Origin of the sequence: Pseudomonas sp. A-R-19 (assembly GCF_019956575.1) — a bacterium.
Classification (GTDB): domain Bacteria; phylum Pseudomonadota; class Gammaproteobacteria; order Pseudomonadales; family Pseudomonadaceae; genus Aquipseudomonas.
Map to the genome: position 1 here is coordinate 126,190 of NZ_JAHBDR010000115.1, position 16,292 is coordinate 142,481.

Annotated in this window: 12 protein-coding genes; 8 read left to right on the plus strand and 4 right to left on the minus strand. The window is 62.1% G+C overall.

What is annotated here, in order from left to right:
• Position 1 precedes the first annotated feature (1 nt).
• The 6 genes from KGA88_RS30030 (at position 2) to KGA88_RS30055 (ending at position 10,964) form a co-directional block, all read left to right on the plus strand.
• Positions 2 to 1,582, plus strand: coding sequence for a VWA domain-containing protein (locus tag KGA88_RS30030; protein WP_223596311.1), 1,581 nt, complete (start codon positions 2 to 4; stop codon positions 1,580 to 1,582).
• A complete protein-coding gene (locus tag KGA88_RS30035; RefSeq protein WP_223596313.1) occupies positions 1,579 to 3,006 on the plus strand; it encodes a hypothetical protein in 1,428 nt (475 codons plus the stop codon). The genes KGA88_RS30030 and KGA88_RS30035 overlap by 4 nt, the downstream gene beginning before the upstream one ends.
• Positions 3,003 to 4,031, plus strand: a complete 1,029-nt coding sequence (locus tag KGA88_RS30040) for an HAD family hydrolase (RefSeq protein WP_223596315.1) — start codon at positions 3,003 to 3,005, stop codon at positions 4,029 to 4,031. Before KGA88_RS30035 ends, KGA88_RS30040 begins: the two co-directional genes overlap by 4 nt.
• A 73-nt stretch (positions 4,032 to 4,104) precedes the next feature.
• Positions 4,105 to 5,694 (plus strand): arylsulfatase, encoded by a 1,590-nt coding sequence (locus KGA88_RS30045; RefSeq protein WP_223596317.1) that lies wholly within the window; start codon positions 4,105 to 4,107, stop codon positions 5,692 to 5,694.
• Between the two features lie 185 nt (positions 5,695 to 5,879).
• Positions 5,880 to 8,393 carry a fused MFS/spermidine synthase gene (locus KGA88_RS30050; protein ID WP_223596319.1) on the plus strand — a complete coding sequence of 838 codons (2,514 nt, stop codon included), beginning with the start codon at positions 5,880 to 5,882 and terminating at the stop codon, positions 8,391 to 8,393.
• Positions 8,394 to 8,603: 210 nt separating this feature from the next.
• Positions 8,604 to 10,964, plus strand: coding sequence for a tetratricopeptide repeat protein (locus KGA88_RS30055; protein WP_223596328.1), 2,361 nt, complete (start codon positions 8,604 to 8,606; stop codon positions 10,962 to 10,964).
• 153 nt (positions 10,965 to 11,117) lie between these two features.
• Here the strand turns inward: KGA88_RS30055 and KGA88_RS30060 are convergent, their stop codons facing one another.
• Positions 11,118 to 11,612 carry a hypothetical protein gene (locus KGA88_RS30060; RefSeq protein ID WP_110660526.1) on the minus strand — a complete coding sequence of 165 codons (495 nt, stop codon included), beginning with the start codon at positions 11,610 to 11,612 and terminating at the stop codon, positions 11,118 to 11,120.
• Between the two features lie 158 nt (positions 11,613 to 11,770).
• Between KGA88_RS30060 and KGA88_RS30065 the strand changes: the two genes are divergently transcribed.
• Positions 11,771 to 12,463 (plus strand): aspartate/glutamate racemase family protein, encoded by a 693-nt coding sequence (locus KGA88_RS30065; protein ID WP_223596330.1) that lies wholly within the window; start codon positions 11,771 to 11,773, stop codon positions 12,461 to 12,463.
• Position 12,464: 1 nt separating this feature from the next.
• Here the strand turns inward: KGA88_RS30065 and KGA88_RS30070 are convergent, their stop codons facing one another.
• The 3 genes from KGA88_RS30070 to KGA88_RS30080 all read right to left on the minus strand — a co-directional run bounded on the left by KGA88_RS30070 (position 12,465) and on the right by KGA88_RS30080 (position 14,560).
• Positions 12,465 to 12,986: a GNAT family N-acetyltransferase gene (locus KGA88_RS30070; protein WP_223596332.1), complete on the minus strand. Its 522-nt coding sequence runs from the start codon at positions 12,984 to 12,986 to the stop codon at positions 12,465 to 12,467.
• 84 nt (positions 12,987 to 13,070) lie between these two features.
• Positions 13,071 to 14,048: a LysR family transcriptional regulator gene (locus KGA88_RS30075; RefSeq protein WP_223596334.1), complete on the minus strand. Its 978-nt coding sequence runs from the start codon at positions 14,046 to 14,048 to the stop codon at positions 13,071 to 13,073.
• Positions 14,049 to 14,119: 71 nt separating this feature from the next.
• Positions 14,120 to 14,560 (minus strand): carboxymuconolactone decarboxylase family protein, encoded by a 441-nt coding sequence (locus KGA88_RS30080; protein WP_223596336.1) that lies wholly within the window; start codon positions 14,558 to 14,560, stop codon positions 14,120 to 14,122.
• A gap of 205 nt (positions 14,561 to 14,765) precedes the next feature.
• Between KGA88_RS30080 and KGA88_RS30085 the strand changes: the two genes are divergently transcribed.
• A complete protein-coding gene (locus KGA88_RS30085; RefSeq protein WP_110660531.1) occupies positions 14,766 to 16,199 on the plus strand; it encodes a PLP-dependent aminotransferase family protein in 1,434 nt (477 codons plus the stop codon).
• Positions 16,200 to 16,292: the final 93 nt, after the last annotated feature.

The window sequence follows — 16,292 nt, forward strand, 5'->3', positions numbered from 1 at the left end:
GATGGACATCAACCTCAGCGACTTCCATTTCCTGCGCCCGCTGTGGCTGTTGCTCGCGATCTTCGGTGCGTTACTGCCGCTGCTATGGCGGCGCAACCAGGACCTGCAACGGCGCTTGCGCAGCAACATCGCCGCGCATCTGCTACCGCACCTGCTGATCACTCCGCAAGACCAACAACGCCTGCGTCCGGTGCACCTGGTGTGCGCGCTGCTGGTGCTGGGTGCCGTTGCGGCTGCCGGGCCGACCTGGGAACAGGACCGCCCGGACTTTCTGCAAAACCGCGCGCCGCTGATCATTGCCGTCGACCTGTCGCCGTCCATGGACGCCAGCGATGTTCCGCCCAGTCGCCTGGAAGCGGTCAAGCACAAGCTCCACGACCTGATCCAGCGCCGGGCCGGTTCGCGCAACGCCTTGATTGCCTACGCCGGCAGCGCGCACCTGGTATTGCCCGCCACCGACGATCCGGCGCTGCTCGACACCTTCATCCAGGCCCTGGCCACCGACCTGATCAGCAAACCGGGAAAAAATGTCAGTGCGGTCATCGATCAGGCCAAGCGCCTGCTCGCCGCCGAAAAAACGCCCGGCACCCTGCTGCTGATCACCGATGGCGCCGACACCTCGGCACTGGCCGGGCTGGACAAACAACTGGCCGACAGCGCACTGCAAGTCCTGGTATTGGCGGCTGGCAGCACAGACGGCGGGATCATTCGCGATGCCAGCGGTCAGCCGCGCACCGACAGCAACGGTCGCCCGCAACTGGGCAGTTTCGATCAGGACGCCCTCAAGCAGCTTGCATCGACGCTGGATGCGCCACTGGGCAGCTTGACCCTCAACGATGACGATCTGGACTGGATCGAACTGCACGCCGAGCAACATTTCCAGTCAGCCAGTGACGAGCAGCGCGAATTGCACTGGAAAGACGCCGGTTACTGGCTGTGCTGGCCGCTGTTGCTGATCGCTTTCTTCAGCGTACGCAGGGGCTGGAGCGTGAACTGGATGGCTGGCTTGCTGCTGGCGCTGGGCCTGGGTCTGCAACCGGCGCCGGCACAGGCCAACGCACTGACCGATGCCTTCTTCACCCGCGACCAGCAAGGTCGCTGGGCCTTTGAACATCAGCACTACCCTCAGGCGGCGGCGCTGTTTGTCGATCCCTACTGGAAAGGCGTTGCCGCCTACAACGCGGCCGACTTCGATCTGGCCCTGGCCAGTTTCGCGCGCCTGGACACACCGCAGGCTTATTTCTACCTGGGCAACATCTACGTGCGCCGGTTCAAGTTCGATCAGGCCATCGCGGCCTATCAGCAGGCGCTGAAGTTGCAACCACAGTTCCCCGAAGCCACGGCCAACCTGGCCTTGGCTATCGCCTTGGAGAAAGACACCGAAAGCGCCGAGAAAAACGCGCCGGAGGTCAAGCCCGACGAAATCAAGATGGACAAGGCACCGGGTAAAGGTCAAAGCAAAAAGGTCGAGACCCAGCAAGCGGCATCGGATGAGCAGTGGTTGCAGAACCTGACTACATCGCCGGCGAAATTTCTCAAGCAGAAGTTCAGCTTGCAGGATCAGGCGGGGGCTAAACCATGATCAGCCTGAAAGTCCGTGTCGCGGCCTTCGCGAGCAAGCCCGCTCCCACACTGGATGTGTTTGAGCCACAGATCCCCTGTGGGAGCGGGCTTGCTCGCGAAAGGGCCCGACCACTCACCACAACACTCAGCGCCCTGCTCATTGGCCTGATCAGCCTCAACACCTTCGCCGCCGACCCTCAACTGAAAGTCCAGGCCACCCTGCAACCCGCCGACCCCGTCATGGTCGGCAGCCTGGTCGAGTTGCAGCTCGATGTCTTCACCGACACCTGGTTCACCAGCGCCCCTACCCTGCCCGACCTGAAACTGCCCGGCGCCTTGGTAATGCCACCGGACGGCCATGCCGAGCACATCAACCAGACCTTCGACGGCCAATCCTTCAGCGGCATGCGCTACAGCTACCTGATCACTCCGAACCTGGCCCAGGGCTTCGACATTCCGGCGCTGACGGTTCAAGTCACACCGGGTCAGGCCAGCCACGCACTCAGCGCCCAGAGCCAGCCTTTGCATTTCAACGCCGCGCAACCACCAGGGATCCAGCCCGGTGAGGCGGTGCTGGTGGCGCAAGGACTGCGGTTTACCCAGAAGACCATGAATTCGGCCACGCCGCTGAAGGTCGGCGACAGCATCACCCGGGAACTGACCTTGCAGGCCGACGGTGCCCTGGCCATGTCACTGCCGACACCGACGCTGGACGCCATCAAGGGCCTGAGCCGCTACACGAAAGCGCCGCAGATCCGCAATCTGGATGACGGTCGCGGCAACTTCAATGGCGGCCAGCGCATCGACAGCGTGACCTACCGCATCGACCAGCAAGGCCACTACAGCCTGCCAGCCGTCGAACTGAAATGGTGGGACGCCAGCAGTCAGAAAACCCGCACGGCCATGGTGCCGGCCGTGACCTTCGACGCGGCGGCCAACAGCGCCTACAAGCCGGTGTTTTCCATCACCGAGGACCTGAAAAAACTCGGCCAGCAGAATCGCCTGCACCTTTCCGGGCACTGGTTCGGGCTATTGGCACTGGTGTTGGCCGTGGTGGCACTGGGCTGGTTCAGTCGTCCCCTCGTGCATCGCACCTACCTCAACTGGCAAGCCCGACGCCGCGCCCGACACGCCGCCTGGCTCGAGTCCGCCGACTACGCGTGGCGGCAGATTCCGGCGCAAATCGAGGATAAACCGGCGCAACTCAGCGCCTTGTACCTGTGGACCCGACGCAGCCGCCAGGGCCTGAAGCTGACGAACCTCGGCCCACGCCTGCAAACGTTCCTGCGCGCTTGCTACGGCCGTGAGCCGACCAAAGATCAGGCCCTGCGCCAAATCAAGGATTCTTTGTCTACGCTGCATAGTCAGGCCGGGCGCAACAGAGAATCAGTCTCTTGTGCACTGCATCCGCTCAACCCCGTTCACGAGAAGGACTTCCCATGACGCATTCGATATCGCTACGCCGTCATCGCGCACTCGGTTTCCTGCTGACCCTGGCCCTGAGCCTGCCGTTGCTGGTGCAGGCCGCCGAGCCGCTGCCCTCGTGGAACGATGGCCCGTCGAAAAAGCAGATCATCGAATTCGTCCAGGCTGTCACCGACCAGAAAAGCAAGGACTTCGTCAAACCCGAGGACCGCATTGCCGTTTTCGATAACGACGGCACCTTGTGGAGCGAGCAGCCGATGTACTTCGAGCTGCTGTTCGCCCTCGAGGAAGTCAAGCGCACCGCGCCGCAGCACCCTGAATGGAAAACCACCCAGCCGTTCCAGGCAGTGCTGGAAAACGATCACAAGGCCCTGGCCGCCACCGGCATGGAAGGCCTGCTGAAAATCGTCGCTGCCACCCACTCCGGCATGACCACCGAAGCCTTCGAGGACTACGCCAAGACCTGGCTGAGCCAGGCCCGCCATCCGAAAACCGGCAAGCCGTACACCGAGATGATCTTCCAGCCGATGCTGGAGATGCTCGACTACCTGCGCGGCCAGGACTTCAAGACCTACATCGTTTCCGGCGGCGACACCGGGTTCATGCGCGCCTTCGCCGAGAAGGTCTACGGCATTCCACCCGAGCAGGTCATCGGCACCACATTCGTCACAACGTTTGACTACAAGGATGGCAAGGCGTCGATCCTGCGCACGCCGAAGCTGGCCCACAACGACGATGGCCCGGGCAAACCGGTGAGCATCGACGCGGTGATCGGTCGTCGGCCCATCCTCGCCTTCGGCAACTCCGACGGCGACCTGCAAATGCTTCAGTGGACCGCCGCCGGTCCCGGCAAACGCTTCATGGGCCTGGTGCATCACACCGACGCCAAACGCGAATGGGCCTATGACCGGCAGTCGCAGATCGGTCGCCTGGACAAAGCCCTGGACGAAGCAAACAAACGTGGCTGGACGGTCGTCGACATGGCGTCCGAATGGCGTCGGATCTACCCGTTCGATGCCGCCACACCCGAGCAAGTGCAATAAAAAGACGTAATGCAGGACCGCAATAAACGTTTGTCGCAGAACGCGACGCAAGTGAGCATAAGGAGCCAGTCAGATGACTCGCATACGTAAGTGGATACCGAAACTCGCCCTGGTGGCAGCGTCGGTCATGGCAATTTCGGCAACTGCCGGGGCTGCCGAAAAACCCAACATTCTCGTGATCTTCGGCGACGATATCGGCCAGACCAACATCAGCGCCTACTCCATGGGTGTGGTCGGCTACAAGACTCCAAACATCGACCGCATCGCCAAAGAAGGCATGATGTTCACCGACTATTACGCGGAGAACAGCTGCACCGCCGGCCGATCGACATTCATCACCGGACAGTCGGCGCTGCGTACCGGGCTGTCGAAAGTCGGGATGCCGGGTGCACCGGTCGGCCTGCAAAAACGCGACATCACCATCGCCCAGGCACTCAAGTCCCAGGGTTACGCCACCGGTCAGTTCGGTAAGAACCACTTGGGCGACAAGGATGAGTACCTGCCGACCAACCATGGTTTCGACGAATTCTTCGGCAACCTCTATCACCTCAACGCCGAAGAAGAACCCGAGCGTCCGTACTGGCCCAAGGACGATCCTGCGTTCGTCAAGGCCTACTCGCCGCGCGGCGTGATTCACAGCTTTGCCGATGGCAAGATTGAAGACACCGGACCGCTGAACACCAAGCGCATGGAAACCATCGACGACGAAACCACCGCCGCCGCGCAAGCGTTCATCGAGAAACAGGCCAAGGCGGACAAACCGTTCTTCGTCTGGATGAACACCACGCGCATGCACCTGTTTACTCACGTGCGCGAGTCGATGAAAGGCCAGAGCGGCATGCCCGGCAACGATTACGCCGATGGCATGATCGAGCACGACGGCGACGTCGGCAAACTGCTGAAAACCCTTGATGACCTGAAAATCACCGACAACACCATCGTCGTCTACACCACCGACAACGGCCCGAACCAGTTCTCCTGGCCGGACGCGGCAACCACGCCGTTCCGTAACGAGAAGAACTCCAACTGGGAAGGTGCCTACCGCGTGCCGGCAATGGTCCGCTGGCCAGGCAAGATCAAGCCGGGTGAAGTGTCCAACGAGATGTTCTCGGGCATGGACTGGTTCCCGACCTTGCTGGCCGCCGCTGGCGATGCCGACGTGAAAAACAAGCTGCTCAAGGGTTGGGCACCGACTTCCGGCGGCAACAACTTCAAGGTGCATCTGGACGGTTACAACCAACTGCCCTACCTGACCGGCCAGGCACCCAAGGGTGAGCGCAAGGAGTTCTACTACTTCAACGATGACGGCGTGCTGGTGTCGATGCGTTTCGACAACTGGAAAGCGGTGTTCTGCGAACAGCGTGCACCGGGCGGCTTCAAGGTCTGGAGCGAACCCTTCGTATGCTTGCGCGTACCGAAGATCTTCAACCTGCGCATGGACCCGTATGAACGTGCCGACGTGGTGTCCGATCAGTATTACGATTGGCAAACCAAGAACGTCTACCTGGCGGCTGTAGCCGTTGAAAAATCGGCGACGTTCCTGCAGACCTTCATCGAGTATCCACCTAGCCAGAGACCGGCCAGCTTCAGCATCGACCAGATCCGTGCTGCGGTAGACGCCAAAATCGCTGAAAAAATGAAAGCGCAACAACCTGCACAGTAAGACCGCTGGACCGCCGCTCGCCCTCACCGGCGAGCGGACCTATTTTCGACTTGCGACCGCATCGACTTCATTCGCGAGCAAGCCCGCTCCCACAGGAGTTCGCATTCCAAGTGTGGGAGCGGGCTTGCTCGCGAAGGGGTTCACAAGGTCGCAGGCTTATTCGAATTGGAACAAGGCAATCCGCAATGACCTCACGTGTCGCCAGCAAGTCGTCGGCCATACCTGCCCCCCATGTCGCCTCCCCGGCGCTGTTGATCCCCGCCTTGTTGCTGTTCGTCTCCGGTGCCGCGGCGCTGGTGTATCAGGTGCTGTGGATCAAGCAACTGTCGCTGGTGGTGGGCGTCGAGGTCTATGCCATCACCACCGGGATCAGTGCGTTCTTCGCCGGGCTGGCCCTGGGCGGCTTGCTGTTCGGGCGCTGGGCTGACCGGATGGCGCAACCGGTGCTGTTGTACGCCGGGCTGGAAGTGTTGGTGGCCGTGCTCGGCGTCGCTGCGACCTTCGCCATGAGCCAGGCGGCCAGCCCGTTTGCCTGGCTGGAAGAACATGCAGGCCTGCTGGCCTGGGTACTGCCCTTCGCGCTAGTGGGCATTCCCGCGCTGTTGATGGGCGGTACGTTGCCGGTGCTGGTTCGTTCATTGGCCAGCGACCCACAGCACCTGGGCAAGGCCGGCGGACAGCTTTATGCGGCGAACACTGCCGGGGCCATCGCCGGCACCCTGCTCGCCGCGTTCCTGCTGATTGCCACCCTCGGTGTGCGCGGCAGCGCGCTGGCCGCCGCCATGCTCAATCTGCTGGCCGCTGCGGGGGCCTTGTGGTTCCAGCGCCAGCGCGTGGCCCCCGTCGATGCCCCGGCGAAACATCACAGCGAAAAAGCCCCCGACCGCCTGGCCCTGTGGCTGTACTCCATCGCCGGCGGTGTGGCCCTGGGTTACGAAGTGGTGTGGTCGCAATCGATCGTGCAATTCATGAGCACCCGTACCTATGCCTTCGCCGTGGTGCTGGCGACCTACCTCACCGGGCTGTTCCTGGGCAGCATGCTGCTGGCTCGCCGGGTCGATCGCCTGCGCGATCCCTGGGGTGTGTTCGGCTTGTTGATCGCCGGGGCCGGGATGGTTGCATTGCTGGAAATCGCCTTGCTGGGACGCTGGCTGGTACTCGCCCAGTCCCTGGCCGAATCCTGGGTACTGGCATTGGGCGGCAGTGAACTGGCAGGCATGAGCACACGCTTTGCCGTGGCTGCCTTGAGCATCGTGTTTGTACCGACCCTGCTGCTGGGCGCGGCATTCCCGTTGGCCCTGCGCTTGAGCGTCGGCGGCGAACAGGTGGGGCGTAATGTCGGCGAAGTCGTCGCGTTCAATACCCTTGGCGGGATTGTCGGCGTGATGCTCTGCGGCTTTGTCCTGATCCCGATGCTGGGGCTGGTACGGACCCTGGGCCTGCTGGCGATGATTGCCGCCACCATCGCGTACCTCGCCGTGCGCAAGGGCCATGGGGTGAAGAAAGGCCGACGCCAGGCAGTGGTTGCCATCGGTCTGGTGTCGCTGGCACTTGCCCTGTTCACGCCGGTGAACAAGCTCGCCAGCCTGCTGCCGGGGGCGCGCAATGGCACGCTGACGTTCTATGAAGAAGGCCGTGGCGGCACGGTCGCCGTTGTCACCCAGGGCAGGGGCGAAAGAGCCTTCCAGCGCCTGTACATTCAAGGCGTGTCCAATACCGGCGATGCCATGCCGTCCCTGCGCTACATGCGGATTCAGGCGCTGCTGCCCCTGTTGATCCACAACGGTGAGCCGCGCTCGGCACTGGTGATCGGTTTCGGAACCGGCATCACCGCCGGCGCCCTGACCCGCTACCCGGGCCTGGAGCATCGCGTGGTCGCCGAGCTGCTGCCTTCGGTGGTCAAGGCGGCCCCCTTGTTCAAGGGCAATTTCAATGCCGCGACCGATCCGGGTGTCGATGTGCGGCTGCGCGATGGCCGCCAGGAACTGCTGCGCAACCCGCAGCGCTACGACCTGATCACCCTCGAACCGCCACCGCCCTCCGCTGCCGGCGTGGTCAACCTGTATTCCCGGGACTTCTACCAACTGGCTGCCAGCCGCTTGCAGAAACAGGGCCTGGTCGCCCAATGGCTGCCGCTGCCGACGCAGAACATCGACGATTCGCGCTCACTGGTGCAAAGCTTCCTTGATGTGTTCCCTTACGCGACCCTGTGGACCAGCGAGTTCCACGAGATGCTGCTGGTGGGGTCGATGGAGCCGATCGAGCTGGACGCGGCGAAGATCAACGCGCGCTTCCAGCAGGACAACGTACGCAACGCCCTGCAGGATGTGGGCGTTGGTTCGGCCGCAGCGTTGCTCGCCACCTGGGTGACTGACCGCGCGGGGCTGGAGCGCTTCGCCGCCGATGCGCAACCGGTGACTGACGATCAACCGCGCATCGAGTACGCGCCCTGGGTTCGCTCAAAAGAGATCAGCCGTGTGCTCCCGGCCCTGCTGGACCTGCATCAGCCGCCCGTGCTGCTCAATGCCGATGTCGGGTTCACCGAGCGCATGAACGTCCACCAGCAACGCCTGATGCAGTTCTACCGGGCCAGCCTGCATGCGTACGACGGCGACCGTGATGCCTGGGGCAGGGATATTCGCGAGGTGATGCGCGGGGATGCGGGGAATCCGTATTATCGGTGGTTTGTCGGGGAGTGATGCAGCGCCTTGGCGGCCGCCTTCGCGAGCAAGGCCGCTCCCACACTGGATCTGTGAGCGCCACAAGTCCCCTGTGGGAGCGGCCTTGCTCGCGAAGGGGCCGTCAGCTTCACAGCATCTGCCATTTGACAGACGCCGACCATCCGGCAAAGCTGCACCGAGCTTCAACGCGCGCCGCAAGGCAATCGCACCTGGACCATGGAAGTCGTAATGCCGAAACATAAAAATAAAGCTGCAACCACAACCCCTGATTCGCAACCGACCCTGATCAACCGTTATCTGTTCCCTGTCACCATCGGCATCTTGCTGCTCGCTGTGGCGGGTATTGGCTGGTTTTTGCTGAGCAGCACACCCACGCCGCTCAAGCCTGCCCCTGTCAGCGCTCCGGTCGTTGAACCGGCCAAGCCGCAACCGGTCGCTGTCGCACCGGCGAAAATGGTCGACGAGCAACAATGCCAGGGCTGCCACGGCGAACAGGTCAAGGACTGGCAAGGCTCCCATCACCAATTGGCGATGCAGGTAGCCAACGCCGACACCCTGCTCGGCGACTTCAACAATGTCACCTTCAAGGCCGAAAAAGAGACCACGGTGTTCTCGCGCAAAGGTGACGAGTTCTGGGTCAATACCCCGGGCATCGACGGCAAGAACGCCGACTTCAAGGTGGCCTATGCCTTTGGCATCGCCCCGTTGCAGCAATACCTGATCGAGGTCGGCGAAGGCCGCTTGCAAGCCCTTGGCATCGCCTGGGATACCGAGAAACAGCGCTGGTTTCACCTGTATCCGGGCCAGGGTGTGAACTTCAAGAACCCGCTGCACTGGAGCAAACCGAGCCAGAACGCCAACTTCATGTGCGTCGAGTGCCACACCACCGGTTTCAAACGCAATTTCGATGCGGCAAAAAACACCTTCGACAGCCACTGGAACAGCCTCGGTGTCGGCTGTCAGGCCTGCCACGGTCCGGCATCCAGTCACCTGGAATGGACGGCTAAGAAAACCGACCTGATCCATGCCGGCTTCGCCGTCGACCTCAAGGACAAGAACGCCACCGTCGAAATCGAGACCTGCGCCCGCTGTCACTCGCGCCGCGCACCGCTGGACGACGGCTTTACGGTCGGCAAGCGCCTGATGGACGACTACCTGCCGAGTGTCCTGACCCGTGAGCTGTACGCGCTGGACGGCAAGATCCAGGACGAAGTGTTCGAACACGGCTCCTTCGCCCAGAGCAAAATGTTCGACAAGGGCGTGCGCTGCAGCAACTGCCACAACCCGCACAGCACCCAGTTGAAAGCGCCGGGCAACGGCGTCTGCCTGCAATGCCATAACACCGCCGGCAAAACCACCGTGGAAGGCGTCGACGGCAAGGGCCTGCAAGCGAAAAACTACGACTCCATCGAACACACTCGCCACACCATGGGCCAACCGGGTTCGCAGTGCGTGGATTGCCACATGCCCGGCAAGTTCTACATGGGCAACGACTTCCGGCATGACCACAGCTTCAGCATCCCCAACCCCGAGCGGGCGAAAAAACTCGGTACACCGGACGCTTGCCTGACCTGCCACCAGGGCAAGGCCGGCGACAAGGTCACCGAGCAGTTCAAACTGTGGAACACCGCCAATGCCAGCGCGGTCCAGGCCCCTCGCTACGACGAAAGCCTGTGGCTGATTCGCAATGGGCAGGCCGGCGCCGCGCAGGCATTGTTCGAGCAACTGCAACGCAGCAACCTGCCAGCGATTCAACGGGCGACGCTGCTGGCCGAACTGCCGGCGTACCCGAGCGAACAGGCGTTGAAACTGGCGACCAAGGACCTGGGCAACCCGGCGCCGCAAGTCCGCGAGAGCGCCATCCGCGCGATCAGCGCATTCCTGCCGCCACCGGAACGCGCGCCGCTGCTGACCCCCTTGTTGAATGACCCGGTGAGAGCCGTGCGCATCGCCGCCGCCCGGGATTTGCTCAGTGTCGCGCGCACCGGCCTGGGCACGGCTCAGGACAGCTGGAATGCCGCCATCGGCGAATACGAGACGGTGCAGAAAAACCTGCTCGAACGCGCCGAAGCGAACCTCAACCTGGCGATGCTGTACCAGGCCAGCGGTCGCAATGCCGAAGTCGAAGGTTTCCTGCGCGCAGCCCTGCAACGCGACCCGGATTTCTTCCCGGCGCTGGTGACGCTGGTGCAGTGGCTGGAGGCCAACGGGCGCAGTCAGGAAGGCCATGCCCTGCTGGCGCAAAGCCTCAAGGACCACCCCGACTCAGGCCTGCTGCAACACACCCAGGGCCTCGCGCTGATTCGTGCGGGCCAGGCGGCTCAAGCCATGCCGTACCTGCGCCAGGCCGCGAAACTGGAACCACAGAGCGGGCAATTCGGCTACGTGCTGGCGGTGGCCCTGCATGACAGCGGCAAAATTGATGAAGCGTGCGAGGAGCTGGAACGGCTGTTGAAGGTGCAACCGGCCAACCGCAATGCCCGCTTGTCGTTGATGCAGTACTACCTGGACAACGGGCAGGAACCCAAGGCGCAGGTGCTGTTGCAGGGCTGGAAGAAAATGAACATGGGGGATCCGGCGTTGAAATGATGCGGGGCTCAAAGCGCTGTCTGATCAGCGCTTTCTATCGGCAAGCCAATGTGGGAGCGGGCTTGCTCGCGAAGGCAATCTGCCTGCAAATGATGATGATGTGGGGCTGACGGCCCCTTCGCGAGCAAGCCCGCTCCCACAGGATTTCTTGTCTCAGCCACGATCCCGGGGAATCAAGACCTGCAACTGCTGCGCGAGAAAATTCGCATCGAACGGGAACACATCCGGGTCCTTCAACCCATTGGTCTTGCGCCACTGCCAGCTATTGGAAGGCGGTTGGCAAACCAGCGAGACACTGCCGAAACGCGCAGCGGTCAATCCCATCACCGCCAATGAAATCTGCCCACCCGCCCCCATCACTTCCGGGACAAATTCCACCGGTTTGCCGGCAATCACAATGGACAGCTTCTCGGTCTTGAATGTCGAAGTCTCCACAGGAATGCTGGGGCCCGAGGCGACATACGCTTCGCGGTTCACCTCCAGCAGATTGGGCGCCTGCACCGGCTCCAGCCATTGCCCGATCTGATCGAACAGCTCACTGATACGCGCCCCCCAATTAGCCGACTGGGATTCAAACAGTTGCTTCTTGTGCGCTTCGCTTTCTGCATAGTGGCGAAGCATTTCGCCCAGTTGCTGTACGTCGTCCATTGCGGTGTTCCTTTGGTTGGAGCGATGCTGCGGACATTGAGCATGGCAGATGCGTGCCCCCGGTGTGCGACTAATAGCCAAGAGGTACGCCAGGGGTTTGCGCAATGGCGTGTTCGCGGGCACTGTAGGCACCCGTCAGCCCTGAACAGGAGCACAGCATGCGCACCATCGGCCTAATCGGCGGCATGAGCTGGGAGTCCAGCGCCGAGTATTACCGCCTGATCAACCAGCAGGTCCGCGAGCGCCTCGGGCCGTTGCGTTCGGCAACGTTGCTCATGTACAGCGTCGACTTCGGCCCTGTCGAACAGGCTCAGCACGCCGGTCGCTGGGACGATGCGGCGTTGATCCTGGTGGATGCCGCGCAGCGCCTGCAGGCCGGAGGCGCCGATTGCGTGGTGTTGTGCACCAACACCATGCACAAGGTCGCCGGGCAAATTCAGGCCGCCATCGACATTCCTTTCCTGCACATCGCCGATCCGGCCGCCCAGGCTGCGGTCGAGGCCGGGGCATTGAAGGTGGGCTTGCTGGGCACCGCGTTCACCATGGAGCAGGAGTTCCTCAAGGAACGCCTTGCCGCCCGGGGCTTGACCGTGTTGGTGCCGCAAGCCGATGAGCGCCAGGCCGTGCACCGGATCATCTACGACGAGTTGTGCGTCGGCGTGATCAGCGAAGCCTCACGCCGGGAGTATCAACAGGTCATCGCGTCGCTGGAGCAGCGCGGCGCCCAGGCGATCATCCTGGGCTGCACGGAAATCGGTTTGCTGATCAAACCCGAACACAGCGCCCTGCCCTTGCTCGACACCACCGAGCTGCATGCCCGAGCTGCGGTGGCGTTCGCCCTGGGCGACTGACTCAACCGGCCTTGGGCGGGCGACGCAGGCGCGCCATGCTCAAGGTGTCCACCAGGACGCCGTCGCGCACGGCGTAATCACGCAACAGGCCCTCGGTTTCGAAGCCGAACTTGCGATACAGCGCAATGGCCGCTTCGTTATCGGCAAATACCGAAAGCTCGACGCGTTGCAGGTTCATCCAGTTGTCGGCGATATCCAGTGCCGCCGCGAGCAGCTTCGAGCCCACGCCCTTGCCCTGCCACTCGACCGCAACGCCCATGCCGAAACTGCCGGCATGGTTGCGACGAATGCGTGAGAACTGCTCCAGGCCAATGTTGCCGATGACCGTGCCCTGATGCAGGGCCACCACTTTCACCAGGCGCTCGTTATCCAGCGCCAGGCGACTGCGCCAGAGCTCGGTGGACTGAAACGGCATTTGCAGGGTCTGCCGGGCGATTGCCGGATCGTTGTACAGCGCCGTGATGCCTTCGATATGGGATTCGTTGAAGCGTTCGAGGGTGAAAACGGGTTCGGTGGTCGGCATGGGTGAATCATCCTTGAAGCAGACATGGCCGTTCACTGTATCCCGAACGAAACCTTTGTGGGATTGCAGCTTGCCAAAACATCTTCACTCGAACCAATCGCGACGCTCGGCGAAGGTGTTTTCGATCAACTCGACGATCATCTTTACCTGCGCTTGACCCTGTGACTCGGCATTGACCGCCATCCACACCTGACGCCGCATCGGCTGGCCAAACAAACCCGGCAAGGCGATCAGTCCGCGGTCGAAGTGGCTCATGTAGTGCGGTAGCAGGCCGATGCAGGCACTGCAACGGATCATCTCCAGCATCAGCTCCCAGGATTGCAATTGCACCGCGCCGGCCAGACGCTGATCCACCAGTGCATTCCATGGCCGGAAGCTTTCTATCTGGCAATCCTGTCGCCATTGCACCAGGAGAAAGTCAGCCAGCTCATCCAGGCATTCCGGCCTGGCTGCCACCCGCGAGTAGCGCTTGGCAATGTGCGGCAGGTAATCGAGTTGCGCCAGGCGCCGCGGTTCGGTGGTGGCAAAGCTCGGCCCCGGTAACGGCGATTCAGTCTCGCCCAGCCACACCACCACGTCGGCGCTGACCGCCTGCAATGACAATTCACTGTCGAGCGTGATGATGTCCAGGCGCACGCTGGCGTTGCGCCGCAGCAGTGCAACCAGGTCACGTCCGAGAATGTCATGCAGGATGGAATCCGCCACGGCCAACCGAATCAGCGGCTGCTCGATCACCGGCAAATCACGCTCATGGGCCAGGGCGATCAATTGTGCGTGCAAGCGCAAGCCATCGCGGCTGAGACTCAAACCATTGTCGGACTGGTTGAACAGCGAGCACTGCAGTTGCGTTTCCAGCAGCACCAGTTGCCGGCGCAGACGGGTGGCCTTGATGTTGAGACTGCGGGCGGCCTGCATGAAACAACCGCAACGGGCACTGGCGGTGAAACACAGCGCCAGTTCGGGGTCGATTGCCGCCGCCATCTGGCGCCAGGACGCGTTTTTATCAATGGCTACGCGATACTCGGTAACCCCCTGGTGGGCGCTGGTTTGCATGACTGACATCGCGGACTCCCTGTCGACCAGACTGACAGTTCCATCCTGCGCATCGTTCATGAACCTGATATGACAAGGACTCAGGCGCTGGGCGTTTGCCGAAAGCTCACGGCCAGGCGATTCCAGCTGTTGATGGTGGTGACGGCGATGGTCAGGTCGACCATTTCGCATTCGCTGAACTGCTCACGGGCCTGGGCGTAGACATCGTCCGGCACGTGGCTTTCGGAGAGCAAGGTGACCGCCTCGGTCCAGGCCAGCGCGGCTCTTTCGCGCGGATTGAAAAAGTTGCTGTCGCACCAGACCACAATGGAATACAGACGCCGGTCGCTTTCGCCCAGGCGCCTTGCATCCACCGAGTGCATGTCGGTGCAAAAGGCACAGCCATTGAGCTGGGAGGCACGAATCTTGATCAGGTGCAGCAGGCCCTGCTCGATGCTCAAGCTGCTGGTCAGGGCCTCCATGGCGATCATGGCTTTCATCGCCTTGGGGGACGCACTGTAGTAATCCAGGCGAAGGGTCATGGAGCGATCTCGTGCAGCTGTGATGTGATTCTTACGGTAATCGCAAGCGCAAAAGCAGGACAGATCCAATTACGCGATTTCCCCGTGGACCACCGCCGCCAGACCAATTGACGGTTTTTCCACTGCACAACTTCTGCACGACAAGCGGATAAGGGTAATCTTGCGCGACGCACACGCGCCTCAACATTCCCGGAGCCTCGCCGGTATGGAACTACATGTTGTCATCAATGGCCGCAAGGACCTGGCCGGCCAGTTGTACAACCAACTGCGCAGCGCCATCGAATCCGGTCGCCTGGCCGCCGGGACACAACTGCCGCCCAGCCGTCTGCTGGCCGAACAACTGGGCATTTCGCGCAAGACCATTTCCGACACCTACGCTCAACTGACCTATGAAAACTTCCTCACCGGGGTGGTCGGCAAAGGCACCTACGTCAACGCGCGCACATCGAAGGTGTTGCGCAAACAAAGCCATGACGAGCTTGCCGGTTTCGACGTGATCGAGTCCTGGCGCAACCTGCCGGTGTTCCTGCGTCATCCGACCTTGGAAGGCTCGTTGCGCTACGACTTCATTGGCGGCGCCACCAGCAAGGGCCAGTTTCCCCAGGATGACTGGCGGCGCTGCACCTCTCACGCACTGCGCCAGATAGCCGGCTCCAAGGGCTACTACAGCCTGCCCGAGGGCTTGCCGGCCCTGCGCAATGCCATTGCGCGGCACATCGCGTTCTCCCGCGGGGTCAATTGCCAGGACGAGGATGTCGTGGTGTGCAATGGTGCGCAGCAGGCGCTGGACCTGATTGCCAGGGTGCTGATCAGCCCGGGCAGCCTGGTCGCCATGGAGGACCCCGGTTACCCGCCGGCGCGGCTGCTGTTCGGCTCCCATGGCGCCACGGTGATTGGCGTACCGGTGGACGCCGAAGGCATTGTGGTGGACAAGATTCCTCGCGGCACACGGCTGATCTACGTCACCCCTTCGCACCAGTTTCCGCTGGGCATCGCCATGAGTCAGGCGCGCCGTGTCGCATTGCTGGCCAAGGCCCATGAGTTGGGCGCGATCATTATCGAGGACGACTACGACAGCGAATTTCGCTATGAAGGCCGCCCCACCGATTCCCTGCAAAGCATGGACGAACGGGGGATCGTCGCTTACGTCGGGACCTTTTCCAAAACCCTGCTGCCGGAACTGCGGCTCGGCTATGCGATCCTGCCGCCAGCGATCCTGGAGGCCGTGGTGCGCGCCAAACAGCTCACCGACCTGCACACGTCGACCCTGCCGCAATGGGCACTGGCCAAGTTCATCGCCGAAGGCTGCCTGCTCAAGCACATCCGCCGCTGCCATACGATCTACGCCGGGCGTCGCGAGCGGATCCTGACGCGCATGGCCGACGACCTATCGCCCTGGTTTGAGGCGGTGCCATCCACTGCCGGATTCCACATGGTGGTGATGTGCAAAGTGCCGATGGATATTCCATTAGTGATCGAACTGGCGAAAAAAGTCGAAGTCGGACTCTATGCCATCGACAGCTTTTTCTATCAGGAAGCGCCCAAGGCCGGGCTTTTCCTGGGTTTTGGCGCCATCGAAACCCTCGACATCGACACTGCCCTGGACCGTTTGCGCGACATTCTGCAGCAGGTCGCCTGACGGATTGGCCTGCGGCTTTATCCGGTGATTGGCTATTGGCGGTCCCCGGAGGCAGGCCTATCCTGCATAGGCGTTATCCCTCAATGAGCAGGA

Excerpts from the sequence above, each read along its gene's own strand:
- KGA88_RS30085 (WP_110660531.1), top strand. The coding sequence starts at position 14,766 with ATGGAACTACATGTTGTCATCAATGGCCGCAAGGACCTGGCCGGCCAG.
- KGA88_RS30080 (WP_223596336.1), bottom strand. The coding sequence starts at position 14,560 with ATGACCCTTCGCCTGGATTACTACAGTGCGTCCCCCAAGGCGATGAAA.
- KGA88_RS30045 (WP_223596317.1), top strand. The coding sequence starts at position 4,105 with ATGACTCGCATACGTAAGTGGATACCGAAACTCGCCCTGGTGGCAGCG.
- KGA88_RS30065 (WP_223596330.1), top strand. The coding sequence starts at position 11,771 with ATGCGCACCATCGGCCTAATCGGCGGCATGAGCTGGGAGTCCAGCGCC.
- KGA88_RS30040 (WP_223596315.1), top strand. The coding sequence starts at position 3,003 with ATGACGCATTCGATATCGCTACGCCGTCATCGCGCACTCGGTTTCCTG.
- KGA88_RS30050 (WP_223596319.1), top strand. The coding sequence starts at position 5,880 with ATGACCTCACGTGTCGCCAGCAAGTCGTCGGCCATACCTGCCCCCCAT.
- KGA88_RS30030 (WP_223596311.1), top strand. The coding sequence starts at position 2 with ATGGACATCAACCTCAGCGACTTCCATTTCCTGCGCCCGCTGTGGCTG.
- KGA88_RS30075 (WP_223596334.1), bottom strand. The coding sequence starts at position 14,048 with ATGTCAGTCATGCAAACCAGCGCCCACCAGGGGGTTACCGAGTATCGC.
- KGA88_RS30060 (WP_110660526.1), bottom strand. The coding sequence starts at position 11,612 with ATGGACGACGTACAGCAACTGGGCGAAATGCTTCGCCACTATGCAGAA.
- KGA88_RS30055 (WP_223596328.1), top strand. The coding sequence starts at position 8,604 with ATGCCGAAACATAAAAATAAAGCTGCAACCACAACCCCTGATTCGCAA.
- KGA88_RS30035 (WP_223596313.1), top strand. The coding sequence starts at position 1,579 with ATGATCAGCCTGAAAGTCCGTGTCGCGGCCTTCGCGAGCAAGCCCGCT.
- KGA88_RS30070 (WP_223596332.1), bottom strand. The coding sequence starts at position 12,986 with ATGCCGACCACCGAACCCGTTTTCACCCTCGAACGCTTCAACGAATCC.